At 60.1% G+C, this 20,718-nt stretch carries 21 protein-coding genes, 1 tRNA gene and 1 pseudogene; 17 read left to right on the top strand and 6 right to left on the bottom strand.

Features of this window, described 5'->3' with window-relative positions:
- Positions 1-247: 247 nt before the first annotated feature.
- The 3 genes from LF599_RS14325 to LF599_RS14315 are packed head-to-tail and all read right to left on the bottom strand — an operon-like array spanning position 248 to position 2,555.
- Positions 248-721 carry a GNAT family N-acetyltransferase gene (locus LF599_RS14325; protein WP_279521245.1) on the bottom strand — a complete coding sequence of 158 codons (474 nt, stop codon included), beginning with the start codon at positions 719-721 and terminating at the stop codon, positions 248-250.
- Entirely contained in the window at positions 718-1,560 is an 843-nt protein-coding gene (locus tag LF599_RS14320; RefSeq protein WP_269943636.1) for an ABC transporter permease, read from the bottom strand. The genes LF599_RS14325 and LF599_RS14320 overlap by 4 nt, the downstream gene beginning before the upstream one ends.
- Positions 1,557-2,555 carry an ABC transporter permease gene (locus tag LF599_RS14315; protein WP_279523105.1) on the bottom strand — a complete coding sequence of 333 codons (999 nt, stop codon included), beginning with the start codon at positions 2,553-2,555 and terminating at the stop codon, positions 1,557-1,559. Before LF599_RS14315 ends, LF599_RS14320 begins: the two co-directional genes overlap by 4 nt.
- A gap of 137 nt (positions 2,556-2,692) precedes the next feature.
- Between LF599_RS14315 and LF599_RS14310 the strand changes: the two genes are divergently transcribed.
- Positions 2,693-2,768, top strand: a tRNA-Ala gene (locus LF599_RS14310).
- Between the two features lie 77 nt (positions 2,769-2,845).
- Here LF599_RS14310 and LF599_RS14305 read toward each other — a convergent pair.
- A complete protein-coding gene (locus LF599_RS14305) occupies positions 2,846-3,775 on the bottom strand; it encodes a site-specific integrase (RefSeq protein ID WP_279521244.1) in 930 nt (309 codons plus the stop codon).
- A 407-nt stretch (positions 3,776-4,182) separates the two neighbouring features.
- On the opposite strand from LF599_RS14305, the gene LF599_RS14300 reads away from it, so the two are divergent.
- The 4 genes from LF599_RS14300 (at position 4,183) to LF599_RS14285 (ending at position 7,896) form a co-directional block, all read left to right on the top strand.
- Complete coding sequence (locus LF599_RS14300) at positions 4,183-4,626, top strand: hypothetical protein (RefSeq protein ID WP_279521243.1); 444 nt, start codon at positions 4,183-4,185, stop codon at positions 4,624-4,626.
- A 38-nt stretch (positions 4,627-4,664) separates the two neighbouring features.
- Positions 4,665-5,969 carry an RHS repeat domain-containing protein gene (locus LF599_RS14295; protein ID WP_279521242.1) on the top strand — a complete coding sequence of 435 codons (1,305 nt, stop codon included), beginning with the start codon at positions 4,665-4,667 and terminating at the stop codon, positions 5,967-5,969.
- Between the two features lie 1,262 nt (positions 5,970-7,231).
- Positions 7,232-7,510, top strand: coding sequence for a hypothetical protein (locus LF599_RS14290; protein WP_269943491.1), 279 nt, complete (start codon positions 7,232-7,234; stop codon positions 7,508-7,510).
- A gap of 134 nt (positions 7,511-7,644) precedes the next feature.
- Entirely contained in the window at positions 7,645-7,896 is a 252-nt protein-coding gene (locus tag LF599_RS14285; RefSeq protein ID WP_269943492.1) for an HlyD family secretion protein, read from the top strand.
- A 519-nt stretch (positions 7,897-8,415) separates the two neighbouring features.
- On the opposite strand, the gene LF599_RS14280 is transcribed toward LF599_RS14285, so the two are convergent.
- Positions 8,416-9,354, bottom strand: a complete 939-nt coding sequence (locus LF599_RS14280) for an AraC family transcriptional regulator (RefSeq protein WP_279521241.1) — start codon at positions 9,352-9,354, stop codon at positions 8,416-8,418.
- A gap of 227 nt (positions 9,355-9,581) precedes the next feature.
- On the opposite strand from LF599_RS14280, the gene LF599_RS14275 reads away from it, so the two are divergent.
- The 11 genes and pseudogenes from LF599_RS14275 to LF599_RS14225 all read left to right on the top strand — a co-directional run.
- Positions 9,582-10,769, top strand: a complete 1,188-nt coding sequence (locus LF599_RS14275) for an iron-containing alcohol dehydrogenase (protein ID WP_279521240.1) — start codon at positions 9,582-9,584, stop codon at positions 10,767-10,769.
- Between the two features lie 109 nt (positions 10,770-10,878).
- Entirely contained in the window at positions 10,879-11,355 is a 477-nt protein-coding gene (locus LF599_RS14270) for a (R)-mandelonitrile lyase (RefSeq protein ID WP_269943495.1), read from the top strand.
- 9 nt (positions 11,356-11,364) lie between these two features.
- Positions 11,365-12,102: a carboxymuconolactone decarboxylase family protein gene (locus LF599_RS14265; protein WP_279521239.1), complete on the top strand. Its 738-nt coding sequence runs from the start codon at positions 11,365-11,367 to the stop codon at positions 12,100-12,102.
- A gap of 131 nt (positions 12,103-12,233) precedes the next feature.
- Entirely contained in the window at positions 12,234-12,815 is a 582-nt protein-coding gene (locus LF599_RS14260) for an aldo/keto reductase (protein ID WP_279521238.1), read from the top strand.
- 140 nt (positions 12,816-12,955) lie between these two features.
- Complete coding sequence (locus tag LF599_RS14255) at positions 12,956-13,357, top strand: cupin domain-containing protein (protein ID WP_279521237.1); 402 nt, start codon at positions 12,956-12,958, stop codon at positions 13,355-13,357.
- The gene (locus LF599_RS14250) at positions 13,261-13,920 is read left to right on the top strand and encodes a DUF362 domain-containing protein (RefSeq protein ID WP_279523104.1); all 660 of its coding nucleotides are present in this window, start codon (positions 13,261-13,263) and stop codon (positions 13,918-13,920) included. Before LF599_RS14255 ends, LF599_RS14250 begins: the two co-directional genes overlap by 97 nt.
- A gap of 53 nt (positions 13,921-13,973) precedes the next feature.
- Complete coding sequence (locus LF599_RS14245) at positions 13,974-14,105, top strand: hypothetical protein (RefSeq protein WP_269943500.1); 132 nt, start codon at positions 13,974-13,976, stop codon at positions 14,103-14,105.
- 300 nt (positions 14,106-14,405) lie between these two features.
- Entirely contained in the window at positions 14,406-16,490 is a 2,085-nt protein-coding gene (locus tag LF599_RS14240; RefSeq protein WP_279521236.1) for a CotH kinase family protein, read from the top strand.
- Positions 16,487-17,419: a DUF4956 domain-containing protein gene (locus LF599_RS14235; RefSeq protein WP_279521235.1), complete on the top strand. Its 933-nt coding sequence runs from the start codon at positions 16,487-16,489 to the stop codon at positions 17,417-17,419. The genes LF599_RS14240 and LF599_RS14235 overlap by 4 nt, the downstream gene beginning before the upstream one ends.
- Positions 17,419-18,096, top strand: coding sequence for a polyphosphate polymerase domain-containing protein (locus tag LF599_RS14230; RefSeq protein ID WP_279521234.1), 678 nt, complete (start codon positions 17,419-17,421; stop codon positions 18,094-18,096). The genes LF599_RS14235 and LF599_RS14230 overlap by 1 nt, the downstream gene beginning before the upstream one ends.
- Positions 18,097-18,393: 297 nt before the next feature.
- Positions 18,394-18,705, top strand: a pseudogene (locus tag LF599_RS14225) (Spx/MgsR family RNA polymerase-binding regulatory protein); the annotation flags it as partial.
- A 122-nt stretch (positions 18,706-18,827) separates the two neighbouring features.
- On the opposite strand, the gene LF599_RS14220 reads toward LF599_RS14225, so the two are convergent.
- On the bottom strand, positions 18,828-19,169 hold the full coding sequence (locus LF599_RS14220) for a hypothetical protein (RefSeq protein ID WP_269943508.1): 342 nt from the start codon (positions 19,167-19,169) through the stop codon (positions 18,828-18,830).
- Positions 19,170-19,382: 213 nt separating this feature from the next.
- Between LF599_RS14220 and LF599_RS14215 the strand changes: the two genes are divergently transcribed.
- Positions 19,383-20,708 carry an amidohydrolase gene (locus LF599_RS14215; protein ID WP_279521233.1) on the top strand — a complete coding sequence of 442 codons (1,326 nt, stop codon included), beginning with the start codon at positions 19,383-19,385 and terminating at the stop codon, positions 20,706-20,708.
- The last annotated feature ends 10 nt before the right edge of the window (positions 20,709-20,718 follow it).

The following is a 20,718-nucleotide window of genomic DNA, read 5'->3' as shown; positions in this document are numbered from 1 at the left end:
CCTCCGGCGGCCGGGGAAGTGGCGGAAAAGGTGCGCTCTTCCCCCGACCTCCATCCCTTTCCGCGTTTGTCATGGCCGCTTCACAGGAGGAAAGGGGCGGTCGGTTGGTTCGTAGTCAGTACGCAATGCAGCAAGGTTGCCGGGCGAGCGGGCTTGTCCGGGCAAACAGGATAACGAGTGCCGTTATACACCAGAGCAGCGCGGCGGAAAAGGGGAACCTACGCCCGGTCGGCGATGGCTGTGGCGGTTAGGCCGAAACGAGGGGCTTGGACAGTCGGCAGGCGTTTTCGCCGGGCAGGTACTCGGAGGCATCGCTGATCCGCTCCACTGTGAAACCTCTGGTTCGGTAGAACGCCAGGGCTTTTTCATTCTTTTCGAAGCAATCCAGGATCAATCGGTCGAATCCGGCATGGCCCGCGCGTTCCTCCGCATGTTCGAGCAGGACGGAGCCGATGCCCATCCCCATGAATTCAGGCCTTACCCACAGGTGGTCCACGTAGTTGTCCTTGAGGAGCATGATCCCCGCAGCCACGCCGTCCGCCTCGGCCACGCTGAAGCGCGGGGCGTCGTCCCGAGCCACCCGGCCCGGCCGGTCCTGGTCGAGGATCGTTTGAAAGAGGGGGGCCGGCAGAAAATGGGCGTAGCTCGCCAGCATGGAGGCGCGGATGATCTCTTCGACGAGTCCTTCGTCGGCGTGCGTGGCGGGGCGGATGCGGATCATTGCTTGAGACGCGGGTCCAGGAGGTCGCGCAGGGATTCGCCGAGCAGGTTGTAGCCGAGGACGGTCAGCAGGATGGCCAGGCCCGGGAAAACGGAAAGCCACCACGCGATGCCCAGCACTTCCTTGCCTTCCATCAGGATGTTGCCCCAGGAGGCGTCCGGCGGCTGGACGCCCAGGCCCAGGAAGGAAAGCGAGGATTCCGTCAGGATGGCTCCGGCCACGCCCAGGGTGGCGGACACGAGTACGGGCGCCAGGGCGTTGGGCATGATGTGGCGGAAGATGATCCGCGTTGGTCCGGCTCCGGCGGCCCGGGCGGCCAGGACGTAGTCCCGCTCGCGGATGGACAGGGTCTCGGCCCGCACCAGTCGCGCCACGCCCATCCAGCCGGTCAGCCCGATGACGATCATGATGTTGGTCAGGCTCGGCTCCAGGAAGGCGATGACCGCCAGGATGAGAAAGAAGGACGGGAAGCAGAGCATGACATCCACGCCGCGCATGATGATTTCGTCCACCACGCGGCCGAAGTAGCCCGCGACGAGTCCCAGGACCAGGCCGATGGAGGTGGCGAGGCCCACGGCCACGAATCCGACCCATAGGGACACGCGCCCGCCGTAGAGGATGCGCGAAAACACATCGCGGCCCAGGGCGTCCGTGCCCATGAGGTGGGTGCCGCTCGGCGGCAGAAGCAGGGCGTCCACGTTGATGAAATTCGGATCGTAGGGTGCGATGAACGGGGCGAAGACAGCCCCCACGGACATGACGCCGACGATGAGCGCGCCGATCAGGAGCAGGGCGTGCCGCGCCCACGGCGGGACGCGTTTGAGCGGACGGCGTTTCATCGGCTTCCCCCCTTGCCTATGCGGATGCGCGGGTCGGCCAGGCCGTAGCCCACGTCGGCAAGAAGGTTGCCCGCCAGGGTCAGCACCGCGCCGAATACCAGACTGCCCATTATCAGCGGGTAGTCGCGGGCCATGACCGCCTGATAGAAGAGCTGGCCAAGGCCGGGCAGGGCGAAGATTGATTCGATGATGACCGATCCGCCGATGAGGGCCGGGACCGACAGGCCGAGAATGGTGATGACCGGCATGAGCGCGTTGCGCAGGGCGTGCTTGAACAGGACGACCCGGCTGGGCAGCCCCTTGGCCCGCGCGGTCATGATGTAATCCTGGCGCAGGACTTCGAGCATGGAGGAGCGCATGAACCGGGACATGCCCGCCCACGAGCCGGACGTATAAATGAAGATGGGCAGGATCAGATGCTTGGTCACGTCCCACCACTGCTGCGGGGCGGTCATGGATTCAAAGCCCATGGAGGTCAGTCCCGAGATGGGCAGCACGGGCCAGGCGATGCCGAGCCAGAGCATGAGCAGGAGCGCCAGCCAGAAACCGGGCATGGCGAATCCTATGAAGACGATGACCGTGGAAATCTTGTCGAAGGCGCCGCCCCGCCACCATGCCGCGGCCACGCCTATGGGCACGGCGATCAGCAGGGTCAGGATCATGGAGGCCACGTTCATGCCGAAGGTGAGGGGCAGCCGTTCACGGATCTTGTCCCACACGGGCCTGTGGTCGCCGGACATGGACTGGCCGAAGTCGAGATGGACCAGCCGCTTGAGCCAGTTCGCGTACTGCACGTGCAGAGGTTGGTCGAGGCCGTAGAGCTTTTCGAGCTGCAACCTCGCCTCCACGCCCGCCTCGGGATTCAGCGTGGTCTGCAAATCCGTGGGCGATCCCGGAGCCAGATGGATGACCCAGAAACTGATGATCGTGATCCCCAAAAAGACCACGCATACCCACAACAGTTTGATGAATATTTTCTTGAGGACCTGCCCCATGGATTCTCCCAATGATTCCAACAGTCCTCATTTCTTACTGCAAGACCGCCCTCGAATCAATCAACAAGAGATTTCCATAATTTTTCAGGTTGACATCCACCCGTCCCTTGGATAAATACCCCTCCACCCAACGACGTGGGGCTGTAGCTCAGTTGGGAGAGCGCTTGAATGGCATTCAAGAGGTCGTGGGTTCGATTCCCTCCAGCTCCACCACTAGAAAGTTAAGGACTTCAAGCGATTGCTTGAAGTCCTTTTTTCGTGCCTGATGGCGGATTTCAGGAATATGTCCGCTATGTGTCCGCCGCTTCCGACGGGCCGTTTTCTGTGGCCATGGCGTAGCGGGCGGCCAGACGGTCCTGCGGGCCATCGTCCATCACGCCTTCAAGGAGGCTGTAGCGGTCCGTCATGCGCAGGGTCTTGTGGCCGATCATGACGCTGGTTTCCTTGAGCGTACAGCCCGCTTTAAGCGCATTGGTGCAGTAGGTGTGGCGGTGGTCATGGAAGTGCAGGTCGTCGAAGTCGTGGTCGTTACACAGTCCATCCCATGCGGTCCTGATCGACTTGAACGGGGTGCCATCCATGTTGCCGATCACGTAATCCCCCTTGACTTTCACGCCGCGCTTTTTCCGATATTGTGCGACATGTTCGAATCGAGCGATGAGCGCATTCCGGGTACGGGGCATGATCCGGTGGGTTCGGGTCACCCCGTTTTTTGTCCGGTGGAACGTGATGTGATTTTCCGCAAGGTCCACATCGGCACACTTGAGGCTGAGGACTTCTTGGGTGCTGCATCCGTGCTCGACCGCCAAGAGGATCGCCAGGGGCAGATAATGTTTCGCCCTGCGCTGACGGGCCGCCGCAAGCAGTTCTTCAATTTCAAGTGGCTTCTGGGCGTTCTTCCGTTCACTGTCCTTTTCCGACAGAGAGAGGATGTCCCACGCAATGTCCTTTTCGATCAAGCCGTGCTTTGCAGCCTGGGCGAACACCTGCTTGATGACGAACAGGCGTCGGTTCGCAAGGACGTTGCAGTTCTTGCCTTCTTCGCCCCTGGCTACCAGCTTCGCCTTGGTCTGTTCCGCGACACGGATGCGGTAGTCCCGAATGGTGTCTTCGTCGAGATCATGGAGCAGGGTGTGCGCCCATTCCTTTAAGATGGGGGCTAGCAGGTAGCCGTACCCGGCATGGCTCGCCTGGGATATTTCCCTTCCCTCAGTTTCCACTTCCCCTTCGGTTGAGGTTGCTCATCAAAACTCGGCCAACAGTCCAGTTTGACACCGCCGGAGAAATGAAAGTCAAATGTCGGAAGGGGGGCGGATGTTTTTTTTTGAAAAAAACAAAAAGGACTGAAAAGGAGGAAAACCTCTGGAGGTGGCCACCGGAAGAATCTGGCTGGTTGGGTTGGCCGAAGTCGGAAAAGCGGCCAGCAAGTCATGAGCCATGTCATGGAGGGAGCCGGCAATCCGGGGGCGGCCTCTCGGGAGCAGATGAGGAATATATACCGAAAGACATCTCTGAGTCCGCCCCAACCATTTCCCAGCCGTTCTCAGTGGCCACCTTTCCTTGTGTCTCATGCCTAGCCTGAATAGATCGGATGCCTTTGGGCCTAATTTGTACAAAACGGTTCCGATTGATCAAAACGAGCCGGGAATTCAATTCCGCTCATGTCTGGCCAAAAGGATGCGTTTTACGAAAAACGGTCGTTTTTGATCAAAAACAACCGTTTTTTCATTGTCCGATCCAGGGATCTGAAAGTGTTGTCAGCAAGCCTCAAACAAAGGATTCAAAGATTGTCATCAACTGTTCGGACGCCCCCGAGCAAATCGGTATCGGCAAAACCGGAAACCATTGGCGCACAACGCGAGACAATCTTTCCCCTCGCCGGAAAGGGGGCTCCCAACCATTTCGCCCCACCAGCCCCTTTGGTGAAACCTGTCAAGCGGAAGATACGGTTTTTTTGGTGTATTTCGCCGACCGTACCATGCATTCGACCGACATTCGGCTGCATTCCACCGACACCGCCGTGTTTCGCCCATTTGGGCCGAAAAACCCATGGTACGCTCTCCGCAAATAAAAACAGGGCCGTCAGCTCAGTGGCCCGGAGGATATCCTATGAGCGTATTTGATATGAGGCTGAAGCACGACCGGAACGGTCGAATCGTGGAGAAAACCGAAATCGTGGCCGGTCGGCCTGTAGTCTGGAAGTATGCCTACGACAAGGCCGGGAGGCTTTTCGAGGCGCACCTGGACAATCGGCTTATCTGCCAGTGCTATTACGACCGGGACGGCCGCCGCCAGCGGGACTGCTTCCCGGCGACCGTGGGGTCCAGCTACCGCGACTACCGGTACAACCTGGACAACCGGCTTATGAGCGCGGGAAATAACGGGTTCACGCACGACGAAAACGGGTTCCGGTCCATCTGGTCGAACGGCGGCACGTACCACCTGTACGAGTACGCGCCAGACTACCGGCTGCTCAAGATGGAAGAGGAGAATCAAAATCGTGTTTACACCTTTCGCCACGACGAGCAGGGCCGGCGGGCCGCCAAGTATTTCAACGGCCAACTCGTCGAGGCCTACCAATGGCTCGACTTCATCCGGCTCGGCGCGTTCCACGACGGGCGCATGGGCTACGAGTTCGGGTACGGTGACGACGAGCGACTGCCCTCGGCCATGCGGCGCGAGGACGGGGCCGTATTCACCCTGCGCTATGACCAGGTCGGCTCCCTGCGCGTGGTTGCCGACGCGGACGGCAACGTGATAAAGGAAGTTCTCTACGATCCCTTCGGCGGAATAATAGCGGACACCAATCCGGGCCTGCGCGTACCCCTCGGCTTTGCGGGCGGCCTGCACGACCGGGATCTGGGATTCGTCCGCTTCGGCTGGCGGGATTACGATCCGTTCACCGGCCGGTGGACCGCGCCCGACCCCATCGGAGACAGGGGTGGTGATCCGGACTGGTATGGGTACTGCCTTGATGATCCGGTCAATGCCAACGATCCGACAGGGCTGCTGCCGTTTCTCCTGCCCTTTGCGGCAGGCATGGCAGGTGCGACCGCCATCAGCGCCACCGGATCGTATCTGTCGGCCAAGGCCGCGGATTGGTTCGGCAAGAAGACCGACAAGGATTACGGCAAGGACAAGCCCACGGCCACCGAGGGCGTCCATGATGCCATGGGCAAGGTTATCGGGATCAATTCCGGCATTGTCGGAGCGGCAGGTGCGGCAAAGGCGGCTCCCGCGGCAGCGGCGGCCGCGATGCAGCATCCGGATAAACTTGCTGCGGGTTCAAAAGCGGCAGCGGACTTTGCTTCCGGTTACTTCGACGAAAGCCCGCCGCCAGCTTCCTGGCCGGGCTATTTAGGAGGCTTGGCCGGTAAGGGAAGCAATGAATATAAAAGAAGGAAGAAAAAATGAGAATCAAGCCAGCGGAAATCGCAATCAGCCTGGCAATGATAATAACAAGTATCCTCAGTCTTAGTTCGGGTGAATCCTATTTTAAGGGGTTTCCTGTGTACGGCTGGGTCGAATACATTATCTTGAGCGGGGGGATTGCAATTCCTGTCCTGTCCTGGTTCCTTCGTTCTCCGTCCCGCAACCAGGGAAATAACAAATGATACAACCGCCCTGCCGGATTGGTGGGGCGGTTAGCTCATATAACCCCGTGCCATAGGTAGGGTTATCGGGATCAACTCCGGCATTTTCGGAGCGGCAGGTGCGGCAAAGGCGGCTCCCGCGGCTGCGGCGGCCGCGATGCAGCATCCGGATAAACTTGCCGCGGGTTCAAAAGCGGCAGAGGACTTTGCTTCCGGTGCCCTGGACCCAGGCCCGCCCCCTGCGTCTTGGCCTGGCTATTGGGGCAGTGGGACACGCAAAGCGTATGATGAATATGACGATTGGAGAAAAAAGAAATAATGCGAGTGAAAGTGTCTGAACTAGGCCTGGGGATGATCTTCGTGGTAGCCGGGGTGTTTGGTTTACTGGATGGAACCATGCACCATTTTGGTGTCCCGATCATGTATCCGAAGCTGTTCGCATGGATGCTCATTGGGGTAGGAGTATCAGTTCCCGTATTGGCCTGGTTCCTTCGCTCGCCATCCCGCAACAAGGGGAACAACAAATGATAAAATCGCCATTTTTTGAAATGCCGATTTTGAAAGGGCTGCTTCCGCAGCCCTTCTTTTTTATTCCTAGCCGACCTCTCCGAAAAACGGCGTTTTCCAAGAACTTATCGAATTTGCCCAGACGGGACCGAAACACGGCTTTCGGTCCGGTTCCGGCAAATGCACCCAGTTCATGGAAAATGGTCGTTTTTGATCAAAAATGACCAGTTTTTCATTGTCCGATCCAGGGATCTGGAAGTGTTGTCAGCAACCCCAAGAAAAGGATTCAAAGATTGTCATCAACTGTTCGGACGCCTCCGAGCAAATCGGTATCGGCAAAACCGGAAGCCGTTGGCGCGCAACGCGAGACAATCTTTCCCCCCCCCCCCCGCCGGAGAGGGTGCTCCCAACCATCTCGCCTCACCCCCGGACGATCGGATTTGCCGTGCGCGGCCATAAAAGATGAAAAAGGAGTAAAAAGAGAGGGTTGTGCCATAAAATCTGCAGAAAACGCTGGGCTCTCTCGCGGAGACGCGCAACAATGCACTTTGGTTCAACGGAAATGGAGGGAGCACCATGATGGGAGCAATTTGGATAATTCTGCCCGCAGGATACATCCTGGGGATGATTGCCTTGGCAGTTTTCTTCGGCGGCGGGGATGGCAACCGGACCATCGCGAACGGTAGGCGGGACGATGACGACGTTGTCGGCATTTTCGATGACATTATGGACCCTGCAAAATTATGCCTGATTGGCAACATTCACCATGACGATTCGATAGGGGATGACAGCAGTTTCGATTGGAACGACTCCTCGCTCGGCGACGACATGTCTTCGTCGATGTGGGACGACTGAGGTGCTCGGAAAGGATCGGCCGTCTCCCTGGCGGGGGCGGCAAAGGATCCCCGCCCTGTCGGGCGAAGGAAAGGAAAAAGGAAATAAAAGGATCAAATGAAAAAAGCTTGCAGACACAGGGGATTGTGAAGGATATGACGGATTCTGAAAAGTACGAGATGATCGGGAAATTGGTGGAAAGCATCGCCAGCGGCATCCAGGACCGGGACAATTCCCACTCCGGGTTGCTGGCGGCCACCTCTCCGACCTTTTCCTGGGTCCGTCTCGCCCCGCGAATCCCCGTGCGGATCGTCATTGACGACAATCCCCAGGAAATACGCTTGATCGTGGGCCGGACGGCGACGGTGACCGTCCTCGACGGGCAGGATGCGAAAAACGCCTTGTAGGCAGACTCTTCCGTCGGACAGGGACTTTACAGGGACATATTGGCGATCTTCACGTTCGGAAAAACCGCTGGCGCCGCTCAAAGCGGCTCGCCCCGGCAACGATAAAGGTTTGAGCGCGATCTTTTTCAGAGGGCTTGGTTGCCGGGTGCAACGAGGGGGACGCCTGTGGTTCCCCTCACTCGTTCCTGCTGGCCCATACCGCTCGGGACCCTCTCGCGCCTATCGTCTGGAGTTTGATCTGAGGCTGTTCGTGGATGACATGTGGCTCGTAGTGCTTCTCCCGTCGGGCGAATCTCCCTGTGACGGCGGCTGATAAGTATATATCGTAAATGATTGATCGGGAACGTGCGGGCTTTTTGTCGAGGCGGTGCAGTCCGCAGTCAATCAGGTGCGCGGGCGGCAAGGCCGATGAAAGGGATACTGGAGTTTGGCCGAACGAAAGCGGCCCCCGCACCCTAATGCGAGGGCCGCTTTCATGACTCCATCTTGGGCAAAGTCCGGGGGTGGATCGGTCATTCCCTACGCCGCCCCGGAGACTACCTCCGTCTTTCCTTTTTTGTGCAGGCTCTTGATGTCGCGCAGCGGCGGGGCACCGAACTGGCGTTTGTATTCGCGGCTGAACTGGGACGGGCTTTCGTAGCCCACTTGCAGTGCCGCGGTGGTGGCGTCCTGATTTTCGGTCAGCATGAGCCGCCGGGCTTCGTGCAGCCGGAGCCATTTCTGGAACTGGAGGGGGCTCATGGCCGTCATGGCGCGGAAATGGTGATGGAAGGTTGAAACGCTCATGCCGGTTTTCCTGGCCAATCCCTCCACCTTGAGTTGCTTGGCGTAGTTCTCCTTGAGCCAACCCACGGCTTTGGCGACCTGCTGCCCGTGGCTTCCGGCCGTGGCGATGCTGCGCAGGCGCGGCCCTAGTTCCCCCATGAGAAGACGATAGAGGATTTCCTTGAGGATCAGCGGAGAAAGGATGGGGATGTCCTCAGGGGTGTCCAGCAGGTCGAGCAGCCGCTGAAAACTGTCGAGCAGCGGCCCGGACACCTCGGACACGGCCATGCCCCGGCCCGGCTGCTGGTTGCGTGCGACCGGCAGGTTGGAGTCCACCATGAGCTGGGCCACCATGCGCAGGTCTATTTTCAGGACCAGGCTGAGAAGCGGCTTTTCCTTGCTCGCCTGGATGACCTGGGCAACGCCCGGCAACCCCACCGAGGTGAGCAGGAGGTTGTTTTTGTCATAGATATATTCCTCATTACCCAACTGAACCTTTTTGGCTCCTTGGGCGACCAGGCAGATGCATGGCTCGTACATGGCGCTCATCGGTTCCGTGGGCGCTTCATATCTGACCAGCATAAGGCCGGGAATTCCCGGTTCCAGATGGTCGTTTTCTTCCGTCCATCGGTAGATATTTTTTGCAAGGGCCGTTCGCGCCGTGCCGATGGGGTTTGTTTCATTTTTGCTCATTGGACGCCTCCTTTCAATTTATCCTTAACAGTATTCGAAAATTATGGACAAGGGGCGGTCTGAGCCTTTCGGACGATCGTGCAAGAATAAAAGAGGATCGGTCTATCTCGCCCGAGTGTGTTGGCCCTATAAAATAGGGGAAAACGAATGCGACCGCCTGGAGCCCGAGGCTTCCTGAGTCGGGGCGGCATACAATAAACCGACACCTACCTATAAAGGAGATGGACATGAATTTCGATTTTTACAATCCAACCCGATTGGTCTTTGGCGCAGGCTCTCTTTCCCGACTCGGCGAAGTTGTCGCCGGTCTTGGTAAAAAGGCGCTGGTCGTTACCGGCGGCGGAAGTGTCAAGCGCAGCGGCACGTTCGATCGTGCAATCGAGAGCCTCAAGGCGGCAGGCGTCGAATTTGCCGAATGCGCCGGAGTCGAGCCGAATCCGCAAATCTCGTCCGTGGCCCGGGGCGCGGAAATAGTGCGCAGGGAAGGCTGCGACGTGATCGTCGCGCTCGGCGGCGGTTCCACCATGGACGCCTCCAAGGTCATCGCGGCTGCTGCGTTGTACGACGGCGATCCGTGGAACCTGATCGCCCATGGCCAGGAGGACTGGCATATCCCGGCCGAAGCGTTGCCCGTCATCACCGTGCCGACCCTGGCCGCCACCGGCTCCGAGATGAACTGCGGCGCGGTCATCTCCAACGACGAGACCAAGGTGAAGTCCTTTGCCCAGACCGAGAGCCTGTTCCCCAAGTTCGCCATCGTCGATCCCTTGCTGACCCTGTCCGTCCCCAAGGATCAGACCGCCTACGGCGTGTGCGATATCATCACCCACGTGATGGAGGGATACTTCAACGGCGTGGACGGAACGCCCATTCAGGACCGTTTTGCCGAGGGCGTCATCATCAACGCCGTGGAATGGGGCCGCAAGGCCGTGGCCGACGGCGGGGATCTCGAAGCCCGCACTCAGGTGCAGTGGGCCTCCATTGTGGCTCTCAACGGCTGGATTCAGGCGGGCGTCCACATGGTCGCTCCCATGCACATGATCGAGCACGCCCTGTCCGCCCATCACAATATCACCCACGGCGCGGGGTTGGCCATCGTCGGTCCCGCCTGGATGCGGTTTGCCGCCAACCATCGTCCCGAGCGGTTCGCCCAGTTCGCCGAGCGCGTCTTCGGCCTGTCACCCGAGGGCAAGACTCCCGAGACCCTGGCCGCGGAAGGCATCGACGCCTACATCGCCTTCCTGAAGGAGATCGGCTGCCCCACGACCCTGTCCGAAGTGGGCGTCAGCGACGAGCTGTTCGAGCAGTATGCCAAGGACGCGGCCCTTGTTGTTCACGACGCAAACGGCAACCTGTTGGGCCGTCCGCCCATGACCGGGGACGATATCGTCGAGGTGCTTCGCTCGGCACTGTAGGGTTGTCCGTTGGCCGTCCGATCCGAAAGAGAAATGAATGATTCAGGGGGCGGAGCCGCCCGCGGCGGCTCCGCCCAGAATAAGCCAATTTCAGCAAAAGGGGTATCCGATGAGAAAAATTACAATGATGCTGGTCCTGTCGCTGTTCGCCGCAACCGGCGCTTTTGCCGCGGACGACGGCCGGTCCCAGGTGCTTTATTCCGCTGATTCTCAAAAGGCCTTCAAAGGGGCTGAAAACTTGTTCACCGGCGACGTGTGGGTCGAGATGCTGTTTCCCTCCAACAATACGGCGCAGTATTCCGGCGCATACGTGACCTTCCAGCCCGGTGCCAGGACTGCATGGCATCTGCATCCCGCCGGACAGCACATGGTCGTCATCGAGGGCGTCGCCCTGACCGGAACGCGGGATGGAAAGATCATCAGGTTCAATCCCGGCGAAACGGTCTGGTGCCCGTCCGGCATCGACCATTGGCACGGCGCGACGCCGGATGCTTCTATGAAGCACCTGGTCGTCACGGGCAGCCGGGACGGTGAGGCGGTTGTATGGAAGGAAAAGGTCACCGACGAACAATACCTGGGAAAATAGGAGGGAATCATGCTTTTACGAACCATTATTCCCGTGCTGGCTGTCCTGGTCCTTTCCCTTGGAACGGCAGTCCAAACGGAGGCTGGAACTATGACTGATGAAACGGCATTGACCGAACGGGAGAAAAGTATCGTCGTCATCTCCGCCTTCACGGCGAGCGGCGACCTGGAGCGTCTCAAGCCCGCGTTGAACGCAGGGCTGGACGCGGGCTTGACTGTCAACGAAATCAAGGAAGTCCTGGTTCAGATGTATGCCTATGCGGGCTTCCCGCGCAGCCTCAACGGCTTGGGCACATTCAACGCGGTGACGGATGAACGGAAGGCCAGGGGAATCGTGGACGAAGTCGGCCGGGAGGCCAGTCCGGTACCTGCGGATATGGACAAGGACGCCTACGGCGCGAAGGTCCGGGCGCAACTGGTCGGACTGGAAAAGGATATCTCCGGCCTGCCGTGGCAGGTGTTTTCCCCGACCATCGACATTTTCCTCAAGGAACACCTTTTCGCGGATATTTTTGCCCGGGATGTGCTCAATCACCGCGAGCGTGAGCTGGCGACCATCGGTGCGCTCGCCGCCATGCGGGGGACGCAATCCCAACTTCGCAGCCATTTGGGCATCTCGCTCAATGCCGGACTGACGCCGTCCCAGCTTCGGGATTTCACCGAAGTCATTGAGATGAGGGTCGGGCATGAGGAAGGCGAAAGCGCCAAAGCGGAACTTACGGCCGTTCTGGACGCGCGCAAGCAATAGCAAATTCATGTCGCCGGGAGGCGCATATGCAGAAAAGACAATTGGGAAATGGCGGGTTGGAAGTTTCCGCCCTGGGTTTGGGATGCATGGGCATGAGCTTTGCCTATGGTCCGGCGGCGGACAAATAGAAAATGATCGACTTGATTCGAAAGGCGTTCGATTGGGGCGTGACCTTTTTCGATACCGCCGAGGTCTATGGACCGTTCACCAATGAAGAACTGCTGGGCGAGGCGCTTGCCCCGTTCAAGGGAGAGGCGGTCATCGCCACCAAGTTCGGCATCCAAATCAGGGACGGAAAGCAGACGCTGGACAGCAGGCCCGTGACCGCCATCCAGAGCGAATACTCCATGATGTGGCGGCAGCCCGAAGAGGAATTGCTGCCTCTTCTGGAGGAGCTGGGCATCGGGTTCGTTCCCTTTAGCCCGTTGGGCAAGGAATTTCTGACCGGCCGTTTCGACAAGACCGCCACCTTCGGCAAAGACGACTTCCGTAGTATCGTGCCGCGCTTCACCCCGGAGAATCTCGACGCCAACCAAGTGTTGGTTGAATTGGCGAAAGGCATTGCGGCGGACAAGGGCGCGACACCGGCGCAGGTCGCCCTGGCCTGGGTGCTGGCTCAAAAGGCCTGGATCGCGCCCATCCCCGGCACCACCAAGCTGCGCCGCATGGAGGAGAACCTTGGTGCGGTGAATGTCGAAATGACCGCTGCGTAACTGGTCGACTTGAACGAGGCGTTGTCCCGCATCGAGATTTCCGGGGATCGCTACCCGGCGGAATATGCCGAGCGCGCGGGCCGGTAGGCGAAGATAACAGAGAGGGCCAGTTCGGCCCGAGACATAAGGAGAACAGCATCATGAACGATCAGGAAAAGAGCGCCATCTTCCCCGTCGGGGAAAAATTCGAAAGCGAGTGGTTCAACAAAACGGTCTGGCTGCATCCGCTGATTCCGGCGGGGGCGGCCCTGCCGGTCTACAACGTGACCTTCGAGCCGGGGTGCCGCAACAACTGGCACAAGCACCAGGGCGGCCAGGTCCTGCTCGTCACCACCGGCCGAGGCTACTACCAGGAGTGGGGAAAACCCGCCCGGGAACTCCGCCCCGGCGACACGGTGGACATCCCCGCCGACGTCAAACACTGGCACGGCGCGGCCAGGGACAGCTGGTTCTCCCACGTCGCCATCGAGGTCGCCCCGGAAAAGGGACCGGCCATCTGGCTCGAACCCGTGGGCGACGAGGATTACGACGGACTCCGGTAGGCCCGGCAATTTCCTTTTCCGAGGACTTCCGGCTGATCGGGCAAGAATCGGGGAGGATCGTTCATGCGGTCCCATTTCAAGGGACACGCCATGGGCGGATTCGGCGGTGCATCAAGAACATGTCCATCGGCATTGCCTCCGGCGAAGGAAAGATGTGGATTCATACTGCGGGCGTTACCCGAAACCTCGACGACTTCGCCCTGTGCTTCAAGACGGAACAGGACCTGTTCTTGGAGTCCATGGCCGAGGCTGCCGGATCGGTCATAGACAAGCTCGGCGCCGACAGGATTGTGTACGTCAACCTGATGAACAACCTGTCCATCGATTGCGATTGCGACAGCAACCCGGCCCCGCCGGAGCTGGCCGATATCGGTATCCTGGCCTCCATGGACCCGGTCGCCCTCGACCGTGCCTGCGTGGACCTGATCTACGCCGCCGACGAGGAAAAGAGCGCTTCCCTGCGCCGACGCATGGAAGAAAAGCACGCCACGCATACGCTGGACCGCGCCGAGGCTCTTGGGATAGGCCGCCAACAGTATACTTTGATCGGCATCGACGCATAACAATATTTTGAACGGTCGTTTTTCCGCCATGCCCGGCGGGGGAGCGGCCGTTCTTGTTTGTCCGGTTCAGCTGTATGCGTCTGCCCTTGGCCGATGGCAGGATCGCCACCAAGCTGCCCACCTGGCTCGTCAGGAGCCGCGAGGACATGGACGCCGAACGTCCGGCTCGAAAAATTCGGCATTGACCATATCGATTACTATCTGATTCACGTCTTCTCCAGCCTGGTTTTTGAAAGTCATGGCCTTGGCGCGTTGGATGGGACTGGGGAGGTCGCTCATGAGGGCTTTGTCCCGCACCGGACGTTATGGGCGACATATTTACATGTTTCGGGGATCACGTTACACACTGATTCTTCGTGATGGAATTATCGGGAAAAGTAGTGTGGAGACTATCCATTATTCCTAAATTAGCGGCCTGGGCCGTTGCGTTGGGCTTGTCGTGGGCGCTACCGCTCTTGTCCTGCGCCTGATGTTCGGACTCGCCGGTGGTCATCAACGAGATTTTCGTGGATGGTTCATCCAATTATACAGACTGGATAGAATTGTATAACAAGGGGGACAAGCCGGTGTCCCTCAAGGGATACGCGCTGACCGATAATCTGGAAGAGCGGCGTTGGGTTATTCCGGTAGACTTCATTATCAAGCCTGGCGGCTTCAAGCTATTCAACTGCGACAATAGGGGCTTTCACGATCACGCGGGGTTCGGGCTGGATAGCATTTCGGGCGAGGTCGGGTTGTTCCGGCCGGACGGCGGACTGGCCGACTCCCTGGTCTATGACGATCTTCCCCGGTTCTCTTCCCTGGGGCGTTGGCCCGATGGAACGGGTGAGTTCTTCGTTTACGACGATCCGACCCGGGGGAGCGCCAATCCGGAGGGCCTGAATCCCATGCGGAGCACGCGCGAGGCTCCGATTTCCTTTTCCCGGCCATCCGGCCGATACGACACCCCCTTTGATCTGATCCTGACCGCTCCCGAAGGGATGCGGATTCGCTATACCTTGGACGGTTCCCTGCCCGACGCCAAGTCGCCCCTTTACGACGCGCCCCTGCGTATCGAGGAGACCTCCATCCTGCGAGCTTCGGCCGTGAATCCCGAGGGCCGGGCCCATGCGGTCTTCACCCGGTCCTATATCCTGAACGAGCGCACACGGCTGCCCGTGGTTTCGGTGGTCTCGGACCCCAAGAATTTGTGGGACCGGGAGGTGGGCATCTACGCGGAGGGCTTCACCGACAAGGAAGGCGTGGGCAATTCCCAGAATTGGCGTCACAACTGGCGGCGGCCCGTGCACCTGGATTTTCTGGCGGAAACCGGCGATTGGCAGGTGGATGGCAAGATGCGCATCTACGGGGGAGCCTCCAGGGCGCGTCCCCAGAAGTCTTTTGTCATATATGCCACGAGCCAGGAGGAGCCGTACGGCATCAGGCATCGGCTGTTCCCGGGCAATCCCCGCGATGCCTACGCCGGGATCATTTTGCGCAACGGCGGCGACGCCTGGCTGCGCACGGGAATCCGCGACGCCTTTCAGCAGGAAATGGTCCGGGGACGGGTGGCCTGCGACACCTTGGACTACCAGCCCGTCATCGCGTATCTCAATGGGCGGTACTGGGGCATCTACGGTATGCGGGAATACATGAGCCGCAAGAATCTGCTGGCCCGGCACGGCCTGCCTGTCCAGCCTATCGACGTCATGGACGGCGGACGCGAAGTGGGGTCCGACAAGGGGCCTTTCGCCGACATGCCCGCCGTGCCCGAGGAAGGGGACTACCGTCCCGCTCTGGAGGCCCTTGATATCGACGCTTTTCTGGATTATCTGGCCGTTGAGTTGTATTCGGGCAATCCCGATTGGCCCGACGGCAACATCAAGTGCTGGCGGCCCAGGTCCAAGGCCATCAAGTGGCAATGGATTCTTTTCGATCTGGATCGGGGTTTTGACGGCAAGCGCGGCAAGTCCGTGGACGAAGATCCCTTCGACATCCTGTACCGGCGGCACGGCGGGGAAGGGCTCATGTTCCGGGAGCTGGCCAAAAACCCCGGTTTTGTCCGGGATATCTGCGCCCGGCTGACCGTCCACATGCTGACCTCCTTCGCCCCGGAGAGGGGGCTGGCCATTCTGGACCGCATCGCCGGGGACCTCAGACCGGAAATGGAACGACACATCGACCGCTGGCGCTGGAGCTGGAATTTTGAGCGGCTGTTCATGAGCGTGAATCGCTGGGAAGCCTACCTCGATCAGTTGCGCGACTATTGCCGCGAACGGCCGCAGGCCATGCTGAACATTCTCGACAAACGGTTCGGGGTGGGGAAGGCTCAGGATATTCGCATACGCATTGCCCGGCAGGGGCGTGGGCGTGTCCTGGCGGAAAAAGTTCCGCTCGACGACGGGCGGCTGGAAGGTCCCGTTCCGCGTTCCCTGGTCATCCACGTTAGCGCCGAGCCTGAGCCGGGATTTGTTTTCAAGGGCTGGCGCGATCACCCGGAGAGCGGACCGCAAATCAGTGTGAGGGCGGGGCAGACCTTCATTGACACCGCAATTTTCGAGCCTGACAACAAGCAAAGGGAAAAAGAATGAAAGACAGTCCTTGGTTCAACAGCACCAAATCCCGAATTGCGGGGTGTTTGCTCGCGGCCGTTTCCACGGCGGCGGCCACGGTCATTGATTCGGCCGTCGAGCACGCTGAACTCTCCCGGCTGACCAGGGAACTGCCCGTTGCGGCGGGTATCGGCCTCGCTCTCGGCGTCCTGTATTATCTGGCCATGCGCTATGTGCTGCCGAGGCTGGAGCGACAGCAGGGCGACGAGTTGTGGGCCGGTTTGACCTGGTTCAACCTCGGCACCCTGAGCCTGTGGCTGCCTCTCTTTCCCCTGCCTTCCACGTATGTGAATTTCGGCATCGGGTTCGTCTTCAGCGGCGGCTGCGCCCGGCTGGTAGGGGCGGTGTACACCGTTTTCGGAGCCTCCCTGTCCAACCGCAAGCGGTTCGCCAACACCTTTGTCATGCTGGCCCTGACCATTATGCTGGTCATCTCGGTGGTCAAGGCGTCCCTGGCCCTGTCCCTGGGCCTGGTCGGCGCTCTGTCCATCATCCGTTTCAGGACGGCCATCAAGGAACCGGAGGAGCTGGCCTTTCTGTTCTTCACCGTGGCCATTGGCCTTGGGTTCGGCGCGGGAAGGTTCGGCATTACGTTGACGGCCTTCTGGGCCATCAGCGTGGGTTTCATCATGTTCCGCCGCATCCAGTCGGCCAAGCATATGGAGAACGCCTACCTCGTGACCGTGTACGGCCCGGAAAAGGACCTTCTGTCCTCCATGAGCCGGTTCCTGGATGAACGGAAGCTCCCGTATGAGTTCACCCGCCTGGAGACCACCGACGATTCCAGCCATGTCAGTTTCCTCGTGGAGATCGACAGCGCAGGAGCCCTGGAGGCGCTGAACAGGCACTTCAGGCAGGAGTATCCCGGGACCAACATGACCATGATTCAGGCCAGGAGTCTCGTATAGTGGCGGGCAACACCGACGGAACCCTTTCGTATCGCTACGAGCGGAAGTACGTCGTTCCCTTTCACATGCTGCCCAATCTTGGGGCCATCCTCCGCAGGAGCCGGTTCGGCTTTCGCGAGATTTACGCCGAACGGAATGTGCTCAACGTCTATTTCGATACTCCCATGTTCCGGTTTTATCACGAAAACGTGCAGGGGGTTGCGGATCGGAAGAAAGTCCGCATCCGTTGGTATGCCGACGGTCCCCTGTCCGGGAAATGCCGCTTGGAGATCAAGCGCAAAAGTGGACTGGTGGGCGCCAAAAACGTGTACCCGCTCACGCTGGAGAATGGCGATGTGATGGGGTTCCGCTTTCTGGAAGAGCTGCCCCTGCCCGATGATGTGCGGTTCGAATTGAGCGAGCTGCGCCCCACCTTGTTCAACAAGTACAAGAGGCGGTATTTCCTGTCGGCGGACGGCCGGTTCCGCATGACCATCGATCACAGCCTTCACTACAGCCATCCCAGCGTGTTGAGCCGGGGCGCCTGCATGGGAAGCCCGGACAGAATGGCCGTGCTGGAACTCAAATACGCCCATGAGGCCGATTGCGACGCCGCCTATGTGACGTCCGACATCCCATTGCAGTTGTCCAGGAAATCCAAGTATGTGACCGGCATAAGCACGGTCTACAACTGCTGATCCGAGTGGAGGGTCCGGTGGTGAACGCATAAATGCGGCTATGGACCACATTTTCCCGGCCTGAGTATTAACGGTTGGTCGAAGGGCTTCGGACGAGCGTTCGAAGCTTTTTTTGTTTGTTCGGCCGAATCTGCCGGGACGGGCTTGACGCGGGCGGCGCGGTATGGGGATGGTGCCGCCTGATGACGGCCCCGGCGAGGCGAACGACCCGGAGCAGGGCGCACGACCAACACTGAATCCTATGGAGAGAAAATGTCCCTGATTCTGCTGCATTATCCAAGTTGAACCACGTCGCGCAAGGCCAAGGCTTGGCTTGAGGACAACGGCGTGGAATTCGAGATCCGGCATATAGTCAAGGAAACCCCGACCCGCGAAGAGTTTCTGGCGTGGAAAGAAATCGCCGGTGTTGACAGGAAGCGGTTCGTCAACACAAACGGCAAGAAATACAAGGAACTCGGATTGAAGGACACTATCGACGCCATGTCGGACGAGGCGCTGTTCGACGTGCTGGCCACGGACGGGATGCTCGTCAAACGGCCCATCCTCGTGGGCGGCGATTTTGTCCTGATAGGTTTTAAACAGGCTGATTGGGAAGCGGCCCTGTCGTAGTTGTTTGGTGATATCATCGCATAACATCCCGTTTTATAGGGGTTTTGTTGTCGCTTCGGGCAGCCGTTGTGATCGCGGCGTGAAAATGTTTTGTTGCGGGGCTTGTGCCGCCAAGAGATAGGTTACATACTATGTTCAAGCGAATACAATACATCCCCTAAAGGAGCCCAATCATGTGCAAGAACTGCGGTTGCAATCTCGGCAAGGACCGGGCTGCCCATCAGCACGCCCACGGCGGCAAGGACAGCCACCAACATGAGCACGAGCATCAGCACTCCCATGTGCATGAGCATACTCACGAGGACGGGACCACCCATACCCATGAGCACAGCCATCTGCACAGTCATTCCCATAGCCACGGCCACGAGCACGGGGCCGGGGCGGAGCATGAGCACGGCCACGGCGCGCACAGCCATGATGCCGACCATGCCCACGACGGCGGCGACGGTCACGACCACAGCCACGATTAGCCTGCGTTCCGGCCGGAAGAATGGCTTTCGGCGCAAGAAATCGTTCGGCGCGAGACCGGACGTTTGCGGCTCGGCGGGGGGTCCTTCCGGGCCTTTTTGCTTGGCGGCGACGGAAACCCCGGCTCGGCGGGGCGGCAAGCCCTTGTCCGCCTTTGTGTTTGGCCGCCCGTTGGGCCAGAACAGGAGAACGTATTCCCGGAGGAACGCATGACAGACGATATTGCGCGATTGGCGGCCGGAATGGCGGACAGGCTCGTTGCGAGACGGCGCGACCTGCACCGTTACCCGGAGACGGCCTGGACCGAGTTCCGAACCGCTTCCCTGGTGGCGGGCGCGCTTGCTGACGCCGGGTATGAACTGCGCCTCGGCGGGGAGGCCGTGCGCCGCGAGAGCATGTTGGGCGTGCCCCCGGCTGAGGAGCTAGCCGCCCACATGGAACGGGCCGAGGCCCAGTGGGGCGATCCCGCGCTGATCGGGCGCATGGCGGGCGGCCTGACCGGAGTGGTCGGGGAGCTTAAATGCGGCGAAGGGCCGGTCGTGGCCCTGCGGTTCGACATGGACGCCAACGACATGGACGAGGCCCGCGACGACGCGCATCGGCCGCACCGCGAGGGATTCGATTCGGTTAATCCGGGGGCGATGCACGCCTGCGGCCACGACGGGCACGTCGCCATCGGCCTGGGAGTTGCCGAGGCCCTGGCCGCGCTCAGGGACCGGCTGAACGGCACGGTCCGCTTGATCTTTCAGCCCGGCGAAGAGGGCGTGCGCGGGGCCGGTCCCATGGTGGACGCCGGGGCGCTCGACGGGGTGGACTACCTCCTTGGAGGCCATATCGGCTTCCAGGCGAGGAAGACCGGACAGCTTGTCTGCGGCACCGATAAATTTCTGGCCACCACCAAGTTCGACGTGACCTTCACCGGGGTTCCGGCCCATGCCGGAGCGGCTCCGGAGCAGGGGCGCAACGCCTTGCTTGCCGCCGCCTGCGCGGCCCTGAACATGCACGCCATCCCCCGTCATGGGCAAGGCGGCTCGCGGATCACCGTGGGCGTTCTCAACGCGGGCCAGGCGCGCAACGTCATCCCCCCGAACGGCCTGCTCAAGGCCGAGTCCCGGGGCGAGACCACCGAAATAAACGACTATGTCTTCGCCCGCGCAAAGGACGTGGCGGCCGGGGCCGCGCACATGTACGGCGTGGACCATGCCGTCGCCGTGGTCGGCCGGAGCGCGAGCGGGGGAAGCGACCCCGAGCTGGCGGCCCGGGTCAGGCGGATCGCCGAAGGGATGCCATTTTTCGAGCCTTCGGGAATAGTCGACTCCGTGGACCTGCGCGGCAGCGAGGACTTCGCCGTCATGCTGGCCGAGGTCCGACGGCAGGGCGGCACGGGCACCTATGTCATGATTGGCAGCGATCTCGCATCCGGGCACCACAGTTTCCATTTCGATTTCGACGAACGCAGTCTGGCTCCCGGCGTGGAGTTGTTCGTTCGCTGCGTTTTCGACTGCATGACCCTGCCCGCGCGGGTCCGGGCCTGATACGGCCGGG

This window comes from Pseudodesulfovibrio thermohalotolerans, from assembly GCF_021353295.2.
Lineage (GTDB): Bacteria > Desulfobacterota > Desulfovibrionia > Desulfovibrionales > Desulfovibrionaceae > Pseudodesulfovibrio > Pseudodesulfovibrio thermohalotolerans.
Note: the sequence above shows the minus strand (reverse complement) of the source record. Positions and strands in the feature narration are given on the sequence as shown.

Bases quoted from the DNA above. Each gene is read 5' to 3' on its own strand.
- LF599_RS14325 (WP_279521245.1), bottom strand. From the start codon at position 721: ATGATCCGCATCCGCCCCGCCACGCACGCCGACGAAGGACTCGTCGAA.
- LF599_RS14320 (WP_269943636.1), bottom strand. From the start codon at position 1,560: ATGAAACGCCGTCCGCTCAAACGCGTCCCGCCGTGGGCGCGGCACGCC.
- LF599_RS14315 (WP_279523105.1), bottom strand. From the start codon at position 2,555: ATGGGGCAGGTCCTCAAGAAAATATTCATCAAACTGTTGTGGGTATGC.
- LF599_RS14295 (WP_279521242.1), top strand. From the start codon at position 4,665: ATGAGCGTATTTGATATGAGGCTGAAGCACGACCGGAACGGTCGAATC.
- LF599_RS14290 (WP_269943491.1), top strand. From the start codon at position 7,232: ATGATGGGAGCAATTTGGATAATTCTGCCCGCAGGATACATCCTGGGG.
- LF599_RS14285 (WP_269943492.1), top strand. From the start codon at position 7,645: ATGACGGATTCTGAAAAGTACGAGATGATCGGGAAATTGGTGGAAAGC.
- LF599_RS14280 (WP_279521241.1), bottom strand. From the start codon at position 9,354: ATGAGCAAAAATGAAACAAACCCCATCGGCACGGCGCGAACGGCCCTT.
- LF599_RS14275 (WP_279521240.1), top strand. From the start codon at position 9,582: ATGAATTTCGATTTTTACAATCCAACCCGATTGGTCTTTGGCGCAGGC.
- LF599_RS14270 (WP_269943495.1), top strand. From the start codon at position 10,879: ATGAGAAAAATTACAATGATGCTGGTCCTGTCGCTGTTCGCCGCAACC.
- LF599_RS14265 (WP_279521239.1), top strand. From the start codon at position 11,365: ATGCTTTTACGAACCATTATTCCCGTGCTGGCTGTCCTGGTCCTTTCC.
- LF599_RS14260 (WP_279521238.1), top strand. From the start codon at position 12,234: ATGATCGACTTGATTCGAAAGGCGTTCGATTGGGGCGTGACCTTTTTC.
- LF599_RS14255 (WP_279521237.1), top strand. From the start codon at position 12,956: ATGAACGATCAGGAAAAGAGCGCCATCTTCCCCGTCGGGGAAAAATTC.
- LF599_RS14235 (WP_279521235.1), top strand. From the start codon at position 16,487: ATGAAAGACAGTCCTTGGTTCAACAGCACCAAATCCCGAATTGCGGGG.
- LF599_RS14215 (WP_279521233.1), top strand. From the start codon at position 19,383: ATGACAGACGATATTGCGCGATTGGCGGCCGGAATGGCGGACAGGCTC.